At 40.7% G+C, this 19,426-nt stretch carries 16 protein-coding genes; 15 read left to right on the forward strand and 1 reads right to left on the reverse strand.

All coding sequences use genetic code 11. The annotated features are described in order from the left end of the window. The first annotated feature begins 14 nt into the window (after positions 1-14). From glmM to FC30_RS07525, 15 genes are all read left to right on the forward strand, one after another. Positions 15-1,373 (forward strand): phosphoglucosamine mutase, encoded by a 1,359-nt coding sequence (gene glmM, locus FC30_RS07455; protein WP_010688078.1) that lies wholly within the window; start codon positions 15-17, stop codon positions 1,371-1,373. A 653-nt stretch (positions 1,374-2,026) separates the two neighbouring features. Continuing rightward, positions 2,027-2,335: a hypothetical protein gene (locus FC30_RS07460; RefSeq protein ID WP_004051641.1), complete on the forward strand. Its 309-nt coding sequence runs from the start codon at positions 2,027-2,029 to the stop codon at positions 2,333-2,335. A gap of 309 nt (positions 2,336-2,644) precedes the next feature. Then, entirely contained in the window at positions 2,645-4,654 is a 2,010-nt protein-coding gene (gene glgB, locus FC30_RS07465; RefSeq protein WP_010688077.1) for a 1,4-alpha-glucan branching protein GlgB, read from the forward strand. Beyond that, positions 4,654-5,796 carry a glucose-1-phosphate adenylyltransferase gene (locus FC30_RS07470; protein WP_010688076.1) on the forward strand — a complete coding sequence of 381 codons (1,143 nt, stop codon included), beginning with the start codon at positions 4,654-4,656 and terminating at the stop codon, positions 5,794-5,796. The genes glgB and FC30_RS07470 overlap by 1 nt, the downstream gene beginning before the upstream one ends. Next, complete coding sequence (gene glgD, locus FC30_RS07475) at positions 5,786-6,937, forward strand: glucose-1-phosphate adenylyltransferase subunit GlgD (RefSeq protein ID WP_056938497.1); 1,152 nt, start codon at positions 5,786-5,788, stop codon at positions 6,935-6,937. The genes FC30_RS07470 and glgD overlap by 11 nt, the downstream gene beginning before the upstream one ends. After that, entirely contained in the window at positions 6,937-8,370 is a 1,434-nt protein-coding gene (glgA, locus tag FC30_RS07480; protein ID WP_010688075.1) for a glycogen synthase GlgA, read from the forward strand. Before glgD ends, glgA begins: the two co-directional genes overlap by 1 nt. Before the next feature lie 45 nt (positions 8,371-8,415). Next, the gene (locus FC30_RS07485; protein WP_010688074.1) at positions 8,416-10,848 is read left to right on the forward strand and encodes a glycogen/starch/alpha-glucan phosphorylase; all 2,433 of its coding nucleotides are present in this window, start codon (positions 8,416-8,418) and stop codon (positions 10,846-10,848) included. Further along, on the forward strand, positions 10,832-12,652 hold the full coding sequence (locus tag FC30_RS07490) for a glycoside hydrolase family 13 protein (RefSeq protein WP_010688073.1): 1,821 nt from the start codon (positions 10,832-10,834) through the stop codon (positions 12,650-12,652). Before FC30_RS07485 ends, FC30_RS07490 begins: the two co-directional genes overlap by 17 nt. 192 nt (positions 12,653-12,844) lie before the next feature. Next, positions 12,845-13,738, forward strand: a complete 894-nt coding sequence (locus tag FC30_RS07495; RefSeq protein ID WP_010688072.1) for a phosphate ABC transporter substrate-binding protein PstS family protein — start codon at positions 12,845-12,847, stop codon at positions 13,736-13,738. Then, positions 13,725-14,642, forward strand: coding sequence for a phosphate ABC transporter permease subunit PstC (pstC, locus tag FC30_RS07500; protein ID WP_010688071.1), 918 nt, complete (start codon positions 13,725-13,727; stop codon positions 14,640-14,642). Before FC30_RS07495 ends, pstC begins: the two co-directional genes overlap by 14 nt. 3 nt (positions 14,643-14,645) lie before the next feature. Beyond that, a complete protein-coding gene (pstA, locus tag FC30_RS07505) occupies positions 14,646-15,533 on the forward strand; it encodes a phosphate ABC transporter permease PstA (protein WP_004051651.1) in 888 nt (295 codons plus the stop codon). Positions 15,534-15,548: 15 nt separating this feature from the next. Continuing rightward, positions 15,549-16,358, forward strand: a complete 810-nt coding sequence (gene pstB, locus FC30_RS07510; RefSeq protein WP_010688070.1) for a phosphate ABC transporter ATP-binding protein PstB — start codon at positions 15,549-15,551, stop codon at positions 16,356-16,358. A gap of 13 nt (positions 16,359-16,371) precedes the next feature. After that, on the forward strand, positions 16,372-17,133 hold the full coding sequence (gene pstB / locus FC30_RS07515) for a phosphate ABC transporter ATP-binding protein PstB (RefSeq protein WP_056938498.1): 762 nt from the start codon (positions 16,372-16,374) through the stop codon (positions 17,131-17,133). 19 nt (positions 17,134-17,152) lie between these two features. Beyond that, entirely contained in the window at positions 17,153-17,818 is a 666-nt protein-coding gene (gene phoU, locus FC30_RS07520; protein WP_010688068.1) for a phosphate signaling complex protein PhoU, read from the forward strand. Positions 17,819-17,951: 133 nt separating this feature from the next. Continuing rightward, positions 17,952-18,818 carry a class II fructose-bisphosphate aldolase gene (locus FC30_RS07525; RefSeq protein WP_010688067.1) on the forward strand — a complete coding sequence of 289 codons (867 nt, stop codon included), beginning with the start codon at positions 17,952-17,954 and terminating at the stop codon, positions 18,816-18,818. Positions 18,819-18,865: 47 nt separating this feature from the next. On the opposite strand, the gene FC30_RS07530 is transcribed toward FC30_RS07525, so the two are convergent. Further along, positions 18,866-19,375, reverse strand: a complete 510-nt coding sequence (locus tag FC30_RS07530) for a DUF1836 domain-containing protein (RefSeq protein ID WP_010688066.1) — start codon at positions 19,373-19,375, stop codon at positions 18,866-18,868. Positions 19,376-19,426 lie beyond the last annotated feature (51 nt).

Consider the following 19,426-nt stretch of genomic DNA (forward strand, 5'->3'; position numbering starts at 1 on the left):
AATGAGGATTTAAGATGAAATATTTTGGGACTGATGGTGTCAGAGGGATTGCAAATCAAACATTAACACCAGAATTAGCATTTAAGTTAGGACGCTGTGGGGGCTATGTTTTGACGCAACACGCTAAAAATAGCGAACAACCACCACGGGTCTTAGTCGCACGTGATACCCGGATCTCGGGCCAAATGTTAGAACAGGCGTTGATCGCAGGTCTACTTTCAGTCGGGATCGAAGTTTTTTCACTTGGTGTGATCACAACTCCAGGTGTTGCTTACTTAGTTCGTTTACAAGCCGCTGATGCAGGGGTCATGATCTCAGCTTCGCATAATCCAGTTCAAGATAATGGGATCAAGTTCTTTGGGGGCGATGGTTACAAATTATCCGACGATCAAGAAGAAGAGATCGAAGCATTACTTGAAAAAGATGAAGATATCTTACCGCGTCCAGCAGCTGAAGGCTTAGGAACTTTGAATAATTATCGTGAAGGTGCCTTAAAGTATACGCAATTCTTAGAACAAACGATCCCAGATGATCTCAGTGGAATGCGGATCGCAGTTGACGGGGCTAATGGTGCAACTAGTGCTTTAGTTTCACGGTTGTTTGCTGATCTGGGGGCTGAATTTGAAACAATGGCTACAAGTCCAGATGGTCTAAATATCAATGCTGGGGTAGGTTCTACTCATCCAGAAGCTTTGGCTAAGTTTGTTTTAGAAACTAAAGCTCAAGTTGGGGTAGCATTTGATGGTGATGGCGATCGCTGTATCGCAGTCGATGAATTAGGAAATATCATCGATGGTGACAAGATCATGTATATCTGTGGGAAATATATGAGTGAACGTGGCCGTTTGAAGAAGGATACGATCGTAACGACCGTCATGAGTAACATTGGTTTGTATAAGGCAATGGAACAACATGAACTAAATTCGGTCAAGACAAAGGTCGGTGACCGCTATGTGGTCGAAGAAATGCGTAAGAGTGGCTATAATGTTGGTGGTGAACAATCAGGACACGTAGTCTTCTTGGATTTCAACACAACTGGTGATGGGATGTTAACAGCACTTCAATTATTGAATGTGATCAAACAAACTGGTAAGCCACTTTCAGAATTGGCTGCCGAAGTGATGACTTATCCACAAGAATTAGTCAACGTTCGTGTAACAGATAAGAAATTAGCCCTTGAAAATCAAGCAATCAAGGATGTTATCGCACAAGTTGAAGAACAAATGGGAAATGAAGGACGTGTGTTGGTTCGCCCTAGTGGTACCGAAGATCTTTTGCGTGTAATGGCAGAAGCACCAACTAAAGAATTGGTCCACGACTACGTGATGCAGATCGTAGATGTCGTTAAGGCTGAAATGGGTATCGAAGAATAGTATCAAAAAAAGCAGGTGTGTATACCTGCTTTTTTAATATTTCACTTTATCTAAATAAATTGATTATGTAATTTAAGACCCTGAATGCCAAGTAGATACAGCTAGTTACGATGAAAAAGTAAAGTAGGGCAAATAAGATCGGAACAAACCAAGCATTGGTATGAAACAAGACTAACATAGTCTGAAGTTCAGCCTTAGCGCCCTTTGTTTGATCTAAGAGTAAAAAAACTAGACGAATAAGCGAAATGAAGAATCCTAAGTAGAGGCTTGCTTTAAATTGAGTACGATTGATCATGAATAGTAGCCAGGCTATCTGCGTTAGTTTAAATAGCGAATCCTTTCTTTATCTATTACTAAAACGTTTAGACTAGTGAAGTCTAAAGTGTTAGAACTATAGATTTATTATAATATGGATAAGCTGACTTGAGTAGGGATTTTTTGAAGGACAATAAAAATTTAAAAGTTTGAGAGTTAAAGTTTGACATCGCTTTCAAAAAGGTATATCGTAAGAGTGTAAGGTATGATTAATTACCTTCTAATCAATTCTCTTTCTCTCTTATGCAACCGCTGTAGTCTTAGTAGTCTTACTAGAAGCTACAGCGGTTTTTGTGTATAATGAATGGGACTTTTGATAAAAGGGAGGACGCTATTAGATGAAAAGTAATGAAACTTTGAATTTGATCGAAGAGATCACGCGTAAAGATGGCACTAAATATTACGAGATCTCCAATATTCCGCAAAACGGTCGGGCTGAATTAGCGGCTGTACGGGGATTTATTGAGAGCGTTAGGATCTTACAACTGAATATCCCACGTTCAAGTAGTTTGATCAAGTACGAAAAATATATCAATGAAAATTTTGAAATGCCAGCTGAAGATTTTGATCATTTTGAGGAATGGGTCAAAACACCTGAAATGCAAGAAGTTGTAAATACGATCTTGCGGGAAAATCATATTGCCTAATTATATATAAAAACCAGAGTCAAGAGATGATATTCTCAAAACTCTGGTTTTTATTTTATCTTTAATATTTTATATATTAGTAAAATGTTAATTAAAGTCTCAATTAATTCTTAAAATTCAATTATACACCTTGTGGGAGTGAGTATCAAACAAAAAACCTGTAAAAATACGGATATTTTTAAATATCTTAACAGAATGTTATATATTTTTTTGTTAAAAATACAGGGTATATTTTTAATGTTTTTTACATTGATATGTTATTATGTATACAGGATATGTGTTAATTATTTTGATAAGGAGGAAAGAGGAATGACCGCTGGTTTTGATTTGTCTCAGGAAATGGAAACGTTTGCCCGAGGCGAAAATTTTCATGCGCAAACTTTTTTGGGGGCACATCCAGCTGCAGAAGCGGGATATGTCTTTCGCGTGTGGGCCCCAAAAGCTCAACAAATTTGGCTAGTTGGTGAGTTTAATGATTGGGAAGAAGATCTACCAATGAAGTTGGGAGATCATGGTATTTGGAGTGCGGTGGCTCCCAATGCCAAACGTGGCCAAATGTACAAATTTAAAGTCAAACAACATGATGGGCGTATCGTATATAAGATCGATCCATTTGCCTTTCGCTTTGAAGAACGTCCAAATGATGCTTCGATCATCTATGATATTCCAGAATATAAATGGCATGATGGACTATGGCGCGGACGTCATAAACGTTCGAATTACTTTGAACGTCCAATGAACATTTATGAGATCCATCCCGGTTCATGGAAGTCACATGCTGATGGTACCCCGTATACGATCGGTGATCTAACAAAAGAGTTGATCCCATACTTAAAGAAAATGAATTATACCCATGTTGAATTTATGCCTTTAATGGAACATCCCTTAGGTGCTTCTTGGGGGTATCAATTGATCGGGTATTTTGCGGTCAGTTCCGCTTATGGAACTCCTGAAGAATTCCAAGCATTCGTTGATGCATGTCATAAAGAAAATATCGGAGTGATCGTGGATTGGGTCCCAGGTCATTTTTGTATCAATGATGATACCTTGCCATATTACGATGGGACGCCGACTTTTGAATATGAAGATCCCGATCGCGCCAAAAATATCGGTTGGGGTTCGCAAAACTTTGACTTGGGCAAACCAGAAGTTCAATCCTTCTTGCTTTCAAGTGCCTTTTTCTGGATCGAAAAATTCCATCTAGATGGTTTACGGGTCGATGCGGTCTCCAATATGATCTATCTGGATTATGATGAAGGTCCTTGGAAACCAAACATTTATGGTGGAAACAGAAATTTAGAGGGTTGGCACTTTTTGCGCAAGTTGAACAAAGAAGTCAAGTTTGCGCATCCTAAGGTGATCTTGATTGCTGAAGAAAGTTCGGCTGGGACGAAAGTGACGGGCATGTTAGAAGAAGATTCATTAGGCTTTGATTACAAGTGGAATATGGGCTGGATGAATGATGTCTTGAACTTTTATCAAATGGATCCACTCTTTAGAGGAGATCACTTAGATATGTTGACCTTTTCTTGGATGTATCGCTTATCGGAAAATTATATTTTGCCATTATCTCATGATGAAGTCGTTCATGGTAAGAAGAGCCTGTTGCACAAAATGTGGGGTGGGGATCGCTACAAGCAATTTGCCCAACTTAGGAATTTACTCACTTATCAAATAACACACCCCGGAAAAAAATTACTCTTTATGGGGGGCGAATTTGGTCAATTTATCGAATGGCGCTACTACGAAGGGTTGACTTGGGATAGTTTAGATGACGAACTGAATAAGAAAATGCAACATTTCACAGCTAAACTCAATGAATTTTATCGTGAACACCGTGCGCTATGGGAGTTAGAGGATAAAGAAGAGAGTTTAGAAGTGATCGATGCTAATAACAAGACGGCGACCATCTTGAGTTTTATTCGCCATGGCAAGCGGAAGAAAGATTTCTTAGTGGTGGTCATGAATCTCACCACGATCGAGCAACAAAACTTCGAGATCGGCGTACCCTATCCAGGGAGTTATCGTGAAGTTTGGAACACGGAAATGGAAGAATTCGGTGGGACTTGGACTAAACATAACCCATTGGCTAAGACGAAAGAAAAAGTCTTTAAGAACTATGATCAAGTGATCAGCTTAACGGTTCCGGCTCTAGGCGTCGTGATCTTAAAACCAGAAGATGTGAATTTGCGCTACATCAACAAGAAATATCTCGAACCTAAAGAACCAAAGAAAGTTAAAGCAAAAACAGTCGCTAAAAAGCAAAAACAACAAGCTAAGGGAGGTAAAGGACGTCAGGTGAAGCGTCCGAAAAAATAATGAAAAACGAAATGTTAGCAATGATCTTAGCTGGTGGTAAGGGTACCAGACTAGGGAAATTAACGCAAAATATCGCTAAACCCGCCGTACCGTTTGGGGGACGGTATCGTATCATCGATTTTACTTTGAGTAACTGTGTCAATTCAGGGATCAAAAATATTGGGGTCGTGACCCAATATCAACCGCTCGTTTTAAATAATCATATCGGTAATGGTGCTAGTTGGGGCTTGGATCGTTTGGATTCTGGGGTCACGATCTTGCAACCTTATTCAAATAATGAGGGTTCTAAGTGGTTTGAAGGTACCTCACATGCAATTTACCAAAATATCGACTACATTGATTCAATGGACCCAGAGTATCTCTTAGTTCTCTCAGGTGATCATATCTACAAGATGGATTATGAAGATATGTTAGCTAAACACAAAAAGAGCAATGCAACTCTCAGTGTGGCCGTGATCGATGTTCCTTGGGATGAAGCTAGTCGTTTTGGAATCATGAATACCGACGAAAATGACCGGATCATTGAATTTGAAGAAAAACCCGAAAAGCCAAAGAGCAACCACGCTTCAATGGGGATCTATATCTTTACTTGGGCTCGTTTGCGCGATGTCTTGTTGAATAGTTTCAAAAAAGACGTTGATATGTATGATTTTGGTAAAAACGTTATTCCATTTTACATTAAAAGTGGCGATAATGTGCAGGCTTATCACTTCTCAGGTTACTGGAAAGATGTTGGGACGATCGATTCTTTATGGACGACCAACATGGAATTTATCGACAATGAAGGCGATCTAGATGTGCGCGACAAGACGTGGCCGATCTATTCGAAAAATCCGATCGCACCACCGCAATTCATCACTAACACTGCACGCGTTAAAAACTCGATGATCGTGGATGGTTGCTTTATCTCAGGTAGGATCGATCACAGTATTTTAGCAGCTAATGTACAAGTCAAAGAAGGCTCAGTCGTGAAGGATAGTGTTGTGATGACGGGCGCTTCGATCGGTAAAAATGTGATCATCAACCGTGCGATCATCGGTGAAAATGCAATTATTGGTGATGGTTCTGTGATCGACGGAACTGATGAGATCGCAGTCGTAGGCAATTCAGAAGTATTAGGGGTGACAATTAATGAAGGCTAATAAGATGTGTGCGATTTTAGGTAATGAGCATGAATATAACGGGTTATTGCCATTAACGGCAAATCGCCCACTCTCTACACTTTATTTTGATTGTAAATATCGGATCATGGACTTTGCACTATCAAGTGCTGTCAATGCCAATATCAGGACAGTTTACATGATCTTAAATGACGGGCGCTTTAAGTCAGTTTTTGATCATTTAGGTGGTAGTCGTGAATGGGGCTTGGATAGCATCGGGAGTTACCAATATCTTGGCTTTTATCAAAATATCTTACGTAAAAAAGTTGAAGGTAAACCATATTTTAGTGATATGATCGGCTTTTTGAAGAAATCAAAATCAGAATATACGGTTTTCTTTGGCAATAAGATGTTATGTAATGTCGACTTGCGTTCGATCTTGGATGTTCATCAAGCTCACGATAGCAAGATCACGGTCGTCTTTAAACGGGTACCTAAAGAAAAGATAGCGCCCGATGATTGCATTTTGACGCTTGAAGACGATAATAGAGTTAAGCAAGCAGATATTTTCAGCGAGCTTGATGAAGCTTCTGACCTTTACAACTTATCGATGAGCATCTTTTTAGTCAAAACTGATTGGTTGATCGATCTGTTACACAAGGGTCAAAATGCAGGTGCACCAGCAAGTGTGCAGGAATTATTGAACCGTGAGATGACACGGACCAACACACGTGCTTACGAATATACGGGTTACTTGAGCAATATTTATGACATCAAGAGCTACTATGATGCCAACATGGATATGCTTGATCCAGAGCATTTCAACACTTTGTTGTTCTCCAGTCAGCGTGTGATCACTCGGACTAAAAACGAAGTGGCGACCCACTTTTACGATTCTTCTGATGTCAACTCCAGTCAATTTGCGACTGGCTGTGTCATCAAAGGTAAAGTCGATCGCAGTTTGGTCTCACGACGGACTACGATCGAAGAGGGTGCGCGTGTCAAAGATTCTGTGATCATGAGTAATGCGCAGATCAAACGCGGAGCTAAGTTGCAATATGCGATCTTAGATAAAAACGTTGAAGTAGAAGCTGGCGTCACCATTCAAGGAACACCTGAAAATCCAGTTGTGATCACAAAAGATAGTCATATTGTGGCAGATATCTACGGGGGCGAAAACTAGTGAAGATCTTATTTACCGCAGCGGAATGCGCACCATTTTTTAAAACGGGGGGTCTCGGTGATGTGGCCGGGGCGTTACCTAAGAGCATGGCTAAAAAGGGCAATGAAGTTAAAGTCTTTTTACCTTTTTACACAAAAATGCCAGAAAAATATCAGTCACAGTTGACTGATCTCTTTAATTTTTATGTTGCTGTTGGTTGGCGCAATGAGTATTGTGGTGTCAAAGTTTTAGAATTAGACGGGGTCGAATATTATTTCTTAGATAACAAGTATTATTTTGATCGCCCTGATCTTTATGGCTATTACGATGATGGCGAACGTTTTGCTTTCTTCCAACAAGCCGTGATCGAATTGATGGGGCGGATCAATTATATTCCTGACATCTTACATGTCAATGACTATCATACTGCCTTTATTCCTTTCTTGTTACGGGAAAAATACGGTTGGATCGAAGCATTCAGCCGCATTGCAACTGTGCTTACGATCCACAACCTTGAATTTCAAGGGCAGTATGGGCGTGAAGTTTTGCCTGAACTCTTTGGCATGTCGACTAAACGCTACGATGATGGAACGATCCAAATGGGCACAGCCGTAAACTTTATGAAAGCAGGTATTTTTTATTCTGATCGGGTCAATACGGTCAGTCCATCTTATGCCGCTGAGATCCAGACGCCTGAATTTGGATGTGGCTTAGATGAAGTTTTACGGATGGTCAATTACAAGCTCTCAGGTATCTTGAATGGGATCGATTATGATACTTTTGATCCTAAGACTGATAAGGCATTGCCGTATAAATTCGACCGTAAGAACTTAAAGGGTAAAGCTAAAAATAAGGCTGCTTTGCAAAAGAAATTTGGGTTGCCAGTCAGAAAAGATGTCCCATTGATCGGGGTCGTCAGTCGCTTGACTTATCAAAAGGGCTTTCAGTTGGTAGTCCAAGAGATGGCAAATTTGATGCAATTTGACGTCCAATTTGTCTTGTTGGGCACCGGATATGAGAATTTTGAGCATGACTTTACTTATTTTGCAGGACGTTATCCAGATAAATGCAGCGTCAGCATCGACTTTGATGTTAATTTAGCTCAGCAGATCTATGCTGGCTGTGACATGTTCTTGATGCCATCTGCTTTTGAACCATGTGGATTATCACAATTGATCTCAATGCGTTACGGTACTTTGCCGATCGTTCATCAGATCGGGGGGTTACGTGACAGTGTGTGGGCTTATAATCCAATTGAACAGGTCGGGACCGGCTTTGGTTTTGAGAAATTCTCTTCATTTTGGATGATGGAAGAGATCAAGTTGGCGCTTAGCGTTTACAATGATCAACAAAAGGTTTGGCAAAAGATGATGCGCATTGCAATGGAATCAGATTTTAGTTGGGATAGTGCAAGTCAAAATTATTTGGACTTGTATACACAGATTTTAAGATAGTCGCAAGGAGTTTGTCAGCTATCGGTTTATAAGGGAGGATACTTAATGAAAATCACACAGGAGCGTTTTGTACGCGAGTTTAAGAAGCAATTAGCCGAGAAGTTTGCTTTAGATGTCAAAGATGCTGCTCCGATCGAGTTGTATCAGACTTTAGTTTCAGTGGTCAAATCCGGTTACTCCGAAATTTGGCGTAATACTTGGAAGAGTTATGTCAAAAATGACCAAAAGCAAGTTTATTATTTTTCGATCGAATTTTTACCAGGTCGTTTATTAAAGAGCAATCTTTTGAACATGGGTTGGTACGATGTGGTCGATAAAGGCTTAAAGCAAATGGGACTTAGTCTGGATAAGATCTCGGAGTCTGAAGTTGATATGGCACTTGGCAACGGGGGCTTAGGTCGTTTAGCTTCTTGCTTTATGGACGCTTTAGCTTCAGATGGCTTACCAGGTAATGGAAATGGTATCCGCTATAAATATGGCTTGTTCAAGCAAAAATTTGTTGATGGTTACCAGATCGAGTTACCAAATGAATGGCTGACTGACGGTAACAATTGGGCTGTAGCACGTGAAAGTAAAGCGGTCGACGTTTTGATGGGTGGTCAAGTCCACTTGATCGATAATGGTAAATATTTAGAAGCGATCTATGAAGGGGCCGATGTGATCAAGGCTGTCCCTTATGACACGGGGATCGTCGGTTATCGCAATGATCACGTTAATACGATGCGCCTTTGGGATGCTCAGATCCCAGCTTCTGAAGAAGTTAAATATCCAACGATCGAGGACCGTCGTCGGGTCGAGGATCTGACCTCAGTGCTTTATCCTGATGATTCGAACTACGAAGGACGTATTTTACGCTTGAAGCAAGAATATTTCTTTACCTCAGCTGGGATCCAAAGTATCATTCGGCACTATAAGAAATATGATCGTCCGTTAAATGAGATCAGTGAACATATTGCGATCCATATCAATGATACGCATCCAGCTATGTGTGTGGCTGAATTCATGCGGATCTTGCTCGATAAAGAACACATGGATTGGGATGAAGCTTGGCAACAAACAGTCAAGACGATGAGTTATACTAACCACACGATCATGGATGAAGCTTTGGAAAAATGGCCTGTTGAAATGTTGGCCACAGTCCAACCACGTATCTTGCAGATCATCCAAGAGATCGATCGGCGCTATGCCTTGGAACTTGAAGGTAAAAAAGATCATGACTTTATCGAACGGACACGGATTATCAAAGACGGTATGGTCAAGATGGCTCACTTAGCAATTATTGGTTCACATAGCACTAATGGTGTAGCTAAATTACACACAGAGCTGTTAGAAAATGATGTTTTACGTGATTTCTACGAATTGTACCCTGAACGTTTCAATAATAAGACAAATGGGATCACAGTTCGGCATTGGCTCCAAGTAGCTAACCCTGAATTGTCCAAGACGATCGATCAAACTATCGGAACGGCTTGGCGCTTTGATGCTAAGAAATTACATGAGCTAGAAAAACATGTCGGCGATAAGAAGTTACTAGAAAAGATCGGTAGAGCTAAACTGGATAATAAGAAAAAGTTAGCAGCCTTTATCAAAGAAGATACCGGGATCGAAGTTTCACCGCATGCGATCTTTGATGTTCAGATCAAGCGACTTCACGCTTACAAACGACAATTGCTCAACTTGTTACACATCGTTAAATTGTATCTAGATCTTAAAGATGATCCAAACCGCGATGTTGAACCACGGGTATTTATTTTTGGGGCTAAAGCCGCACCAAGTTACCACTATGCAAAGGCAATCATCAAGTGTATCAATGAAGTTGCCAATATGATCAATAACGATAAGACGATCAATGATAAGTTAAAAGTTGTCTTCTTGGAAAACTACGGTGTTTCATTGGCAGAAAAAATCATCCCAGCTGCTGATGTGGGTGAACAGATCTCGACTGCAACTAAGGAAGCTTCAGGGACTTCTAACATGAAGTTGATGTTAAACGGTGCTTTGACAGTGGCGACCTTAGATGGAGCTAACATTGAGATCAAAGATCATGTTGGTGAAGATAACATCTTTATCTTTGGTTTAACCAAAGATGAAGTTTTAGAATACGAGAAGAATCATCACTACTATGCTGCCGAATACTACAATAGCAATCCTGTCATCAAACGTGTCTTAGATGCTTTTGTTGATGGAACGATCCCAAATATTGAAGTTGAAGGGCATGAGATCTATGATTCCTTATTGCGGGTCAATGATGAATACTTTGTTTTACGTGATTTTGCTTCCTATGTCCAAGCGCAAGAGGCTGTCAGTGAGGCTTACAAAGATAAGCAAAACTGGAACAAGATGTGTTTGATAAATATTGCCAATGCAGGCTATTTCTCAGCTGATGATACGGTTGAAAAATATGCTAAAGAGATTTGGGATATCAAGCCAAACTCAACTGAAATGAGGGGAAAAGCAAAAGATGTATATCCACTTTGATTCGTGGCAAGAAAAGTATAAAAAACCATTTGGGGCTATCAAAGTCGATCGACCGGTAAAATTCATGCTTGAGGCCTATGACGTTGATGTTACCAGTGTTGAACTTTACGTCTATGCTGATGGAAAGTTGATCCCGGAGATCATCGGAATGGAAAATAAGAGTTCAGGGCGTTATTATACGACTTACATCCCAAGAAAAAGTGGATTATACTTCTATTATTTCAAACTGGTGATCCGGCAAAATGAACATGAACTTGTGCGCTATTACTGTGCTAATGGTGGTGGTCAGGGACAGTTAACTGAGAGTAGCGAAATATTGGAAAATAATTCTTACCAGCTGACCTGTTATGATAAAACGGTCAATGCACCTGAATGGTATCAAAATGGGATCTGTTATCAGATCTTTCCCGACCGTTTTTACAATGGAAATCTCGATGGTTACATCGAAGGTAAAAAGCGGGATACTTTTATCTATGCAACGATCCAAGATGATCCGATGTACATCAGAAATCACGACGGCAGTATTGCCCGCTGGGATTTCTATGGTGGAAATCTCAAAGGGATCATTAAAAAGATCCCGTATCTAAAGGAATTAGGTGTCTCGATCATTTATTTGAATCCGATCTTTGAAGCTGCAAGTAATCACCGTTATGATACGAGTGATTATTTCAAGATCGATCCGATGTTGGGCAATGAAAAAGTCTTTAAAGAATTAGTGACTAAGTTGCATAAAGCTGGGATCCACTTGATCTTAGATGGAGTCTTCTCGCATGTGGGGCGTAACAGTAAGTACTTTAACTTTAACGGCAACTACGGTGAACATGTTGGAGCTGCGCAGGATAAGAATAGCGAGTATTATCCGTGGTTTAGTTTTGAACGCTATCCCGACAAGTACCGTTGTTGGTGGGGCAATGCCGATCTCCCAGTTGTAGATAAGAACAACCCGCAATTTCAACAGTTTATCTACGGTGAAAAAGACAGTGTTTTAGCTAAATGGAATCAATTGGGTGTAGATGGTTGGCGGTTAGATGTCGCCGATGAGTTACCTGATCCTTTTATTGCTAAGATCCGTAAGAATTTAGACGGTTATCGTGACCGATTGTTGTTAGGTGAAGTTTGGGAAGATGCATCTAATAAAGTTGCTTACAGTCAACGTCGCCACTATGTCAAGGGTGATGAGTTAGATGGTGTTATGAACTATCCTTTACGCGAAGCGATCTTAGATCTATTGGAGCAAAAGCGTTCCGCTGAGACGATCGCTAAAGAGATGATGAAATTACGGGAAAATTATCCCCTGGACTTCTATCTAAATTCGCTCAATAATATCGGGACCCATGATACAAAGCGGGTCTTGACCGCTTTAGGTGGCGATATGACTAAAGTCAAGCGGGCTTTTGAACTACTTTTCATGTTCCCAGGAGTACCATGTATCTATTATGGTGATGAAGCTGGGGTGCCTGGTGGAACTGATCCAGATAATAGACGCTTTTATCCTTGGGATCGTGAAGATCACGCTCTTTTGGAACATGTACGTTCATTGACGGTTAAACGTCAAGCTGAACCCGCTTTGACCAAGGGAGAGTTGACGCTGCTAGCTGGTGAAGGTTTCTTTGGAGTCGGACGCTATCAAGCTGGACGTGAGATAGTCTATCTGTTGAATGCCAGTGAAAAACCAAGTATATTCTATACCGATAAATTACAGCGATTCCATGATGAATGGAATCTACGGGCAATGACGACTAAGGCCAATGGTAAAGAATTTGGACCGTTTGAAAGCCTCACGCTAACATCTGATAATTGTTAAATAAAAATAGTGTTTAGGAGCGAGTTCTTCTAGACACTATTTTTTTGTGATCGTGGTATTTTTTATAGTTCGTTCTGTGTGTTGAATACGCTTGTTTTTTTACATAATCTTTACATAACGACCCACATGTTTTTACAAAAAAGGCATAAAATTAAAGGTGTAATTAACTCTAATATTTTAGGAGAAATTAGGATGAAAAAAGCAATTGTTAGTTTCGTAATGCTCTTGACAGCAGTCCTCTTTCTTGCGGGCTGTGCGGGACAAAAGAGTGATAAACAAAATATTACGATCGTTGGATCAACTGCCTTACAACCAATGGTAGAAATGGCGGCTGAAGAATATCAACGCGATCACAGTGATGTAAGTATCACAGTCCAAGGTGGCGGTTCAGGTACAGGTTTGAGCCAAGTTCAGGCTGGGGCGGTCACGATCGGTAACTCAGATGTGTTTGCCCGAGAATTACCGGGGATCAAACCGAAAGAACTAGTCGATCATACCGTGGCAGTTTTAGGGCTAGCGCCAGTTGTCAATAAAGACAGTGGCGTAAAACAAGTAACAATGGCGCAATTACGTGGTATCTTTACTGGTAAGTATACTAACTGGAAGCAGTTGGGTGGTAAAGATCAAAAGATCATGGTCATCAATCGTGCCCAAGGTAGTGGGACACGTGTTGCTTTTGAAAATAACGTGATGCAGGGACAGAAAATGTTGAAAGCTCAAGAACAAGAATCAAATGGGACGGTGCAACGTATGGTCGTAAGTACGCCTGGTGCGATCAGCTATTTATCATTTTCATATATCAATAAGGATATGACGGCCCTAAAAGTGGATGGCGTCAAACCGACCGCTCAAAATATCAAAGATAATTCTTGGAAGATCTGGGCATATGAACATATGTATACTAAGGGCAAACCAGATAAAATGACAAAACAGTTTTTAGACTATATGTACTCAGATGTCGTGCAAAAGAATTTGGTGACAGCATTAGGTTACATTCCGATCAATGAGATGAAAGTGCAAAAAGATGCTAATAACCAAGTAACACCAATTATCACAGATGAGGTGAAACAAGATGGATCCAATTAGAGAAAAAATTTTAAAACCGTCTAAGGAGACGCGCCAAGACTTCATTGGTAAAACATTGAGTTATGCCAGTATTTTCTTGATCGTCGGAGTTGTGCTAGCGATCTTTTTATTTGTTGCGTCGAAGGGGATCGCGACTTTTACACAAAATAAAGCTAGCTTAGTGGAATTTTTGACAGGAAGTGAATGGAATCCAGGAGCTACTGGACCAAATGGCCGACCGCTAGTAGGAGCATTACCGATGATCTTAGGATCTTTTGGGGTGACTTTATTGGCTGCGCTGTTTGCGACCCCATTTGCGATCGGGACAGCACTTTACATGACAGAACTTTCGTCTAAACGAAGTCAAAAGTTTATGCAAAGTGTCATCGAATTATTAGTTGGTATCCCGTCGGTTGTTTACGGGTTTATCGGATTGACGGTCGTGGTACCTTTTGTGCGCGATCATTTTGGCGGTTCAGGTTATGGGATCTTGTCCGGGGCGTTTGTGCTCTTTGTGATGGTCTTACCAACGATCACTTCAATGACAGTCGATAGTTTACGCGCTGTACCAAAATATTACAAATCAGCTTCCCTAGCTTTAGGGGCGACTGAATGGCAAACGATCTACCGCGTCTTATTACGCGCGGCCTTGCCGGGGATCATGACTGCGATCGTTTTTGGGATGGCACGAGCTTTTGGTGAAGCTTTAGCTGTTCAAATGGTCATCGGGAATGCGACCCTGTTACCAGAAAGCTTATTGGCTCCTGCTTCGACCTTGACCAGTGTCTTGACGATGGGGATCGGTAATACGGTCATGGGCACTGTCTCAAACAACGCTTTATGGTCATTGGCGTTAGTCCTCTTGTTGATGTCACTTATCTTCAACATTGCAGTGCGCTTTATCAGTCGGAAAGGAAAGATGTAATCTATGAATACGAAAAAAGTAAATAAACTTGCTTTAGGTGTGATCAAATTGATCGCCGGGATCGTGGTCTTGATCTTAGCCTTTTTGATCGGTCGGATCTTATTGAACGGTTTACCACATGTTTCGTGGCATTTCTTGACGACACCTTCACGTTCCTTTACTGCTGGTGGCGGGATCGGGATCCAGTTGTTCAATTCCTTTTATCTCTTGGTCTTGACGCTGTTGATCTCATTTCCACTTTCTTTAGGCGCTGGGATCTATCTAGCCGAATATGCACCTAAAAATCGTGTGACCGAAACTGTGCGAATGGCGATCGAAGTTTTGAGTTCTTTACCGTCAGTGGTTGTCGGCTTGTTTGGCTTCTTGCTCTTTGTTGTTCAATTCAAGATGGGCTTTTCGATCATTTCGGGTGCGATCGCTTTGACATTTTTCAACTTACCATTATTGACGCGTAATGTTGAAGATTCATTGAATAACGTTCCTAAATTGCAACGTGAAGCGGGCTTAGCTTTAGGTTTATCTAAATGGCACACGGTCACAAAGATCATTTTACCTGAGGCCTTACCGGGGATCATTACCGGGATCGTCCTTTGTGCCGGCCGTGTTTTTGGTGAAGCAGCAGCCTTGATCTATACTGCTGGTCAAAGTGCAACTAATATCGATTTTATGAATTGGAATCCTTTTAGTGAATCCAGTCCGCTCAACCTTTTCCGACCAGCGGAAACTTTGGCGGTGCATATCTGGAAGATCAACTCGGAAGGGATTATGCCGGATGCTGAACAGATCTCAGCTGGTGCGTCAGCAGTTTTGATCGTAGCCGTTTTGATTTTTAATTTATCGGCGCGTTATTTGGGTAATCGCTTGTATAAACGTTTAACTGCAAGTAAATAGATGAGGAAGATGACAATGAATGTAGGTAAATATGATTTAAATGAGACATCGATCTTAAAATTTGATCCAAAAGTTCAAGAAGTTGCGCTCTCGACCCAGGATCTGCAAGTTTATTATGGTAACAAACACGCTTTTTTTGATGGGAACCTTCAATTTGAGCGCTATAAGATCACCGCTCTAGTTGGGGCATCGGGATCTGGAAAATCAACTTTCTTGCGTTCTTTGAACCGGATGAATGACGATGTAGCAACAGTGACGGGTGAGATCATGTATCGCGGGATCGATATCAATTCTAAGAAGATCAACCTCTATGAGATGCGTAAACAGATCGGGATGGTTTTCCAACGACCTAATCCATTTTCTAAATCGATCAAAGAAAACATCACGTTTGCACTCAAGGAAAATGGGATCAAAGATAAGCAAAAATTAGATGAGATCGTCGAAAAGAGTTTGCGCGGGGCTGCACTTTGGGATGAAGTCAAAGATGACCTAAATAAGAGTGCTTTGGCCTTATCTGGGGGACAGCAACAACGACTTTGCATTGCGCGGGCGATCGCAATGGGACCTGATATCTTATTGATGGATGAACCTTGTAGTGCGCTTGATCCGATCTCAACTTTAAAAGTTGAAGAAACGATGCTTGAATTAAAGAAAAAATATACGATCATCATTGTGACCCATAATATGCAACAAGCTTCGCGGGCCAGTGACTATACAGCCTTTTTCCACATGGGGCATGTGATCGAATACGATAAGACAAAAAATATCTTTACCAATCCACGGATACAAGCAACTGAAGATTATATCTCAGGGAATTTTGGTTAGGACGAGGTTTATCATGGAAAAAGAAAAAATTATTACTAGTCAAAATGTCCATTTGTACTATGGGCAAAAAGAAGCTTTAAAAGGGATCAATCTAGATTTTCCTAAATCTGGTATCCATGCGCTGATCGGGCCTTCAGGTTGTGGGAAGTCGACTTATCTGAGATGTTTGAATCGGATGAATGATTTGATCGATAATGTTAAAATTACAGGAGCGATCAAATTAGACGGGCAAGATATCTATAGTCCTAAGACAGATACGGTCGAATTGCGCAAAAAAGTTGGTATGGTCTTTCAACAGCCCAATCCTTTCCCGTTTTCGATCTATGAAAATGTTGTCTATGGTCTACGGATCGCTGGGGTCAAAGATAAACAACTGTTGGATGAGCGGGTCGAAACGAGTTTGAAGCAAGCAGCCGTATGGGATGATGTTAAAGATGACTTGCATAAGAGTGCTTTAGCCTTATCAGGTGGGCAGCAACAACGGGTCTGCATTGCCCGGGTGCTTGCGGTCAAACCAGAAGTTATCTTATTAGATGAACCGACGAGTGCGCTTGACCCAGTTTCAAGTAATAAAGTCGAAGAGATGCTTTTGACGCTAAAAGATGATTATACTTGTATTATCGTGACCCATAATATGCAACAAGCTTCCCGGATCTCAGATACGACTTCATTTTTCTTGAATGGAAATCTGATTGAAACGGGACCGACGAAACAGATTTTTGTTAATCCGAATAAAAAAGAGACCGATGACTATTTAAGCGGTCGCTTTGGTTAATTGAACAAGGAGGAATTTTATGCAACGCCACATTGATACTCAGATCCAAGCTTTACGTCAGGAATTTATCACAATGGGCCTTGAAGTTAAGGCGTCACTTGAAAAAGCGATCATCTCACTTAAAGAAGATGACAAACAAGCTGCCAAAGAGATCATCGAACACGATGAAGTGATCAACAATCACGAGACACATTTAGAGAAAAAGACAGCTCAGATCATTGCCTTGCAAAGTCCAGTAGCAGGCGATCTGCGTGAGATCATTTCGATCTTAAAAGCTAGTTCTGATCTTGAACGTTTAGCCGATCACGCTGTAAGTATCGCTAAAAATGTGTTATTACTCAAAGAAGAACGCCGTGACGATGAGATCGATATGATGATCGTTAAGATGGGTGATAATGTTTTAGAGATGCTGGCAAGTATTTTGAAAGCCTACACTGAAATGGATGAAAAATTAGCGATCAAGATCGCCGAAATGGATGCCGGTAATGATGGGATCTTTTTGGATATCAGAAAGCGTGTGATGGATTTGATCAAAACAAATCCTAAATTTGCCAGTGATGGGATCGATTACTTGCAGATCGCTAATCACTTAGAGCGCTCAGGCGACTATATCACTAATATCGCGGAATGGATCGTATATACCAAAAAAGGTAAGATCACTGAATTAGGGCGCAACGATTTCTAAGGATTTTTACGCTAGCTTGATGAAGTTTAATTAAAATCTTGGGAAAATAGTACGTTTTCTTAAGCAAGTGTGTTAAAATGTATGTGTACTCGAAAGTGAGTAATTTACTGTAAAATCTTTAGGAGGCTGTTTTATGTCATTCGTAAACGGTAGTGAAATTTTTTCTGCAGCTCGCAAGGGCCATTATGCAGTAGGTGCTTTTAACACAAATAACTTGGAATGGACACGTGCTATTCTTAAAGGCGCTCAAGAAAAGAACGTACCTGTATTGATCCAAGTATCAATGGGTGCTGCTAAGTACATGGGCGGTTACAAATTAGTTCGTGACTTAGTTGCAAGCGAAATGGAATCAATGAACATCACTGTTCCAGTTGTTATGCACTTAGACCATGGTAACTACGAAGCTGCTAAGGAATGTATCGAAGCAGGTTTCTCATCAGTTATGTTTGATGGCCATGACTTACCATTCGAAGAAAACTTGGCTAAGACAAAAGAAATCGTTGAATTAGCACATGCTAAAGGCATTTCTGTTGAAGCTGAAGTTGGTTCTATCGGTGGTGAAGAAGACGGTGTTGTTGGTGCTGGTGAATTAGCTGACGTTGAAGAAGCAAAACAAATTGCTGCACTTGGCGTTGACTACTTAGCATGCGGTATCGGTAACATCCACGGTCAATACCCAGCAAACTGGCAAGGTCTTAACTTTGACCGCTTGAAGGAATTAGCAGACGCTATGCCAGATATGCCATTAGTATTGCACGGTGGTTCTGGTATCCCTCAAGAACAAGTTGTTAAAGCTATCTCAATGGGTGTTTCCAAGCTTAACATCAACACAGAATGCCAAATCGCATTTGCTGAAGCAACACGTAAGTACATCGAAGAAGGCAAGGATAAAGAAGGTAAAGGTTACGACCCTCGTAAACTTCTTGCACCTGGTACACAAGCTATCACAGATACAGTTGAAGAAATCATCGACTGGATCGGTACACCAGAAGCTAAATAATCTAAAGATTGCCAAAAAGGCCCTAGGAAATTTCCTAGGGCCTTTTTTTAGATATGATCATGTTTACTCTTGTATTGCAATAGCTGTTCGCCGACCATTTTGTAGATCACAGCATTGATGATCACGTGTTTTGTTAGTTTGCTCAGTGATAGACCGGTGGGTAGTGGCTTGGTATAACCGCCATTTTGCAGTGCTTGATTGAAGATCTGCGCAAAACTATCATAGGATTCCTTGATCGAAAATTCATGTAACAATTGCTCATTATAATTTTTGATCGTTTCTAAAGGATAGACCGATTTTAAGAGACTGATTACCAATAGTTCGGCTAAGTGAGTTGCATTGTACTTTTTCTTAAGGGGACGTGACATGAGGCCTTTTTTGACATAACTGTTGATCATTGAAGGCGTCAAAGGTGCTCCTAAAAAGCCAGTCAAATAGCGATTGCCAAGATTGACCAATTGATCCATATATAGTTCGAAATCAGGGAAATCTTCCCAATAGGGCAATCGTTTATTCGTGAAACGATCTAATTGCTTTTGGATGTTTAACTTCTCCATCGCGCTCGTCCTTTTATCTAGTTTAAGTGTATTATAACACATTATTTTAAG

This window comes from Ligilactobacillus animalis KCTC 3501 = DSM 20602, assembly GCF_001434535.1.
GTDB classification, from domain to species: Bacteria; Bacillota; Bacilli; order Lactobacillales; family Lactobacillaceae; genus Ligilactobacillus; species Ligilactobacillus animalis.

Coding starts and splice junctions, on each gene's coding strand:
- glmM (WP_010688078.1), top strand. CDS start 15: ATGAAATATTTTGGGACTGATGGTGTCAGAGGGATTGCAAATCAAACA.
- pstA (WP_004051651.1), top strand. CDS start 14,646: ATGAATACGAAAAAAGTAAATAAACTTGCTTTAGGTGTGATCAAATTG.
- FC30_RS07460 (WP_004051641.1), top strand. CDS start 2,027: ATGAAAAGTAATGAAACTTTGAATTTGATCGAAGAGATCACGCGTAAA.
- FC30_RS07485 (WP_010688074.1), top strand. CDS start 8,416: ATGAAAATCACACAGGAGCGTTTTGTACGCGAGTTTAAGAAGCAATTA.
- pstB (WP_010688070.1), top strand. CDS start 15,549: ATGAATGTAGGTAAATATGATTTAAATGAGACATCGATCTTAAAATTT.
- phoU (WP_010688068.1), top strand. CDS start 17,153: ATGCAACGCCACATTGATACTCAGATCCAAGCTTTACGTCAGGAATTT.
- FC30_RS07530 (WP_010688066.1), bottom strand. CDS start 19,375: ATGGAGAAGTTAAACATCCAAAAGCAATTAGATCGTTTCACGAATAAA.
- FC30_RS07495 (WP_010688072.1), top strand. CDS start 12,845: ATGAAAAAAGCAATTGTTAGTTTCGTAATGCTCTTGACAGCAGTCCTC.
- FC30_RS07525 (WP_010688067.1), top strand. CDS start 17,952: ATGTCATTCGTAAACGGTAGTGAAATTTTTTCTGCAGCTCGCAAGGGC.
- pstB (WP_056938498.1), top strand. CDS start 16,372: ATGGAAAAAGAAAAAATTATTACTAGTCAAAATGTCCATTTGTACTAT.
- glgB (WP_010688077.1), top strand. CDS start 2,645: ATGACCGCTGGTTTTGATTTGTCTCAGGAAATGGAAACGTTTGCCCGA.
- pstC (WP_010688071.1), top strand. CDS start 13,725: ATGGATCCAATTAGAGAAAAAATTTTAAAACCGTCTAAGGAGACGCGC.
- FC30_RS07470 (WP_010688076.1), top strand. CDS start 4,654: ATGAAAAACGAAATGTTAGCAATGATCTTAGCTGGTGGTAAGGGTACC.
- glgD (WP_056938497.1), top strand. CDS start 5,786: ATGAAGGCTAATAAGATGTGTGCGATTTTAGGTAATGAGCATGAATAT.
- FC30_RS07490 (WP_010688073.1), top strand. CDS start 10,832: ATGTATATCCACTTTGATTCGTGGCAAGAAAAGTATAAAAAACCATTT.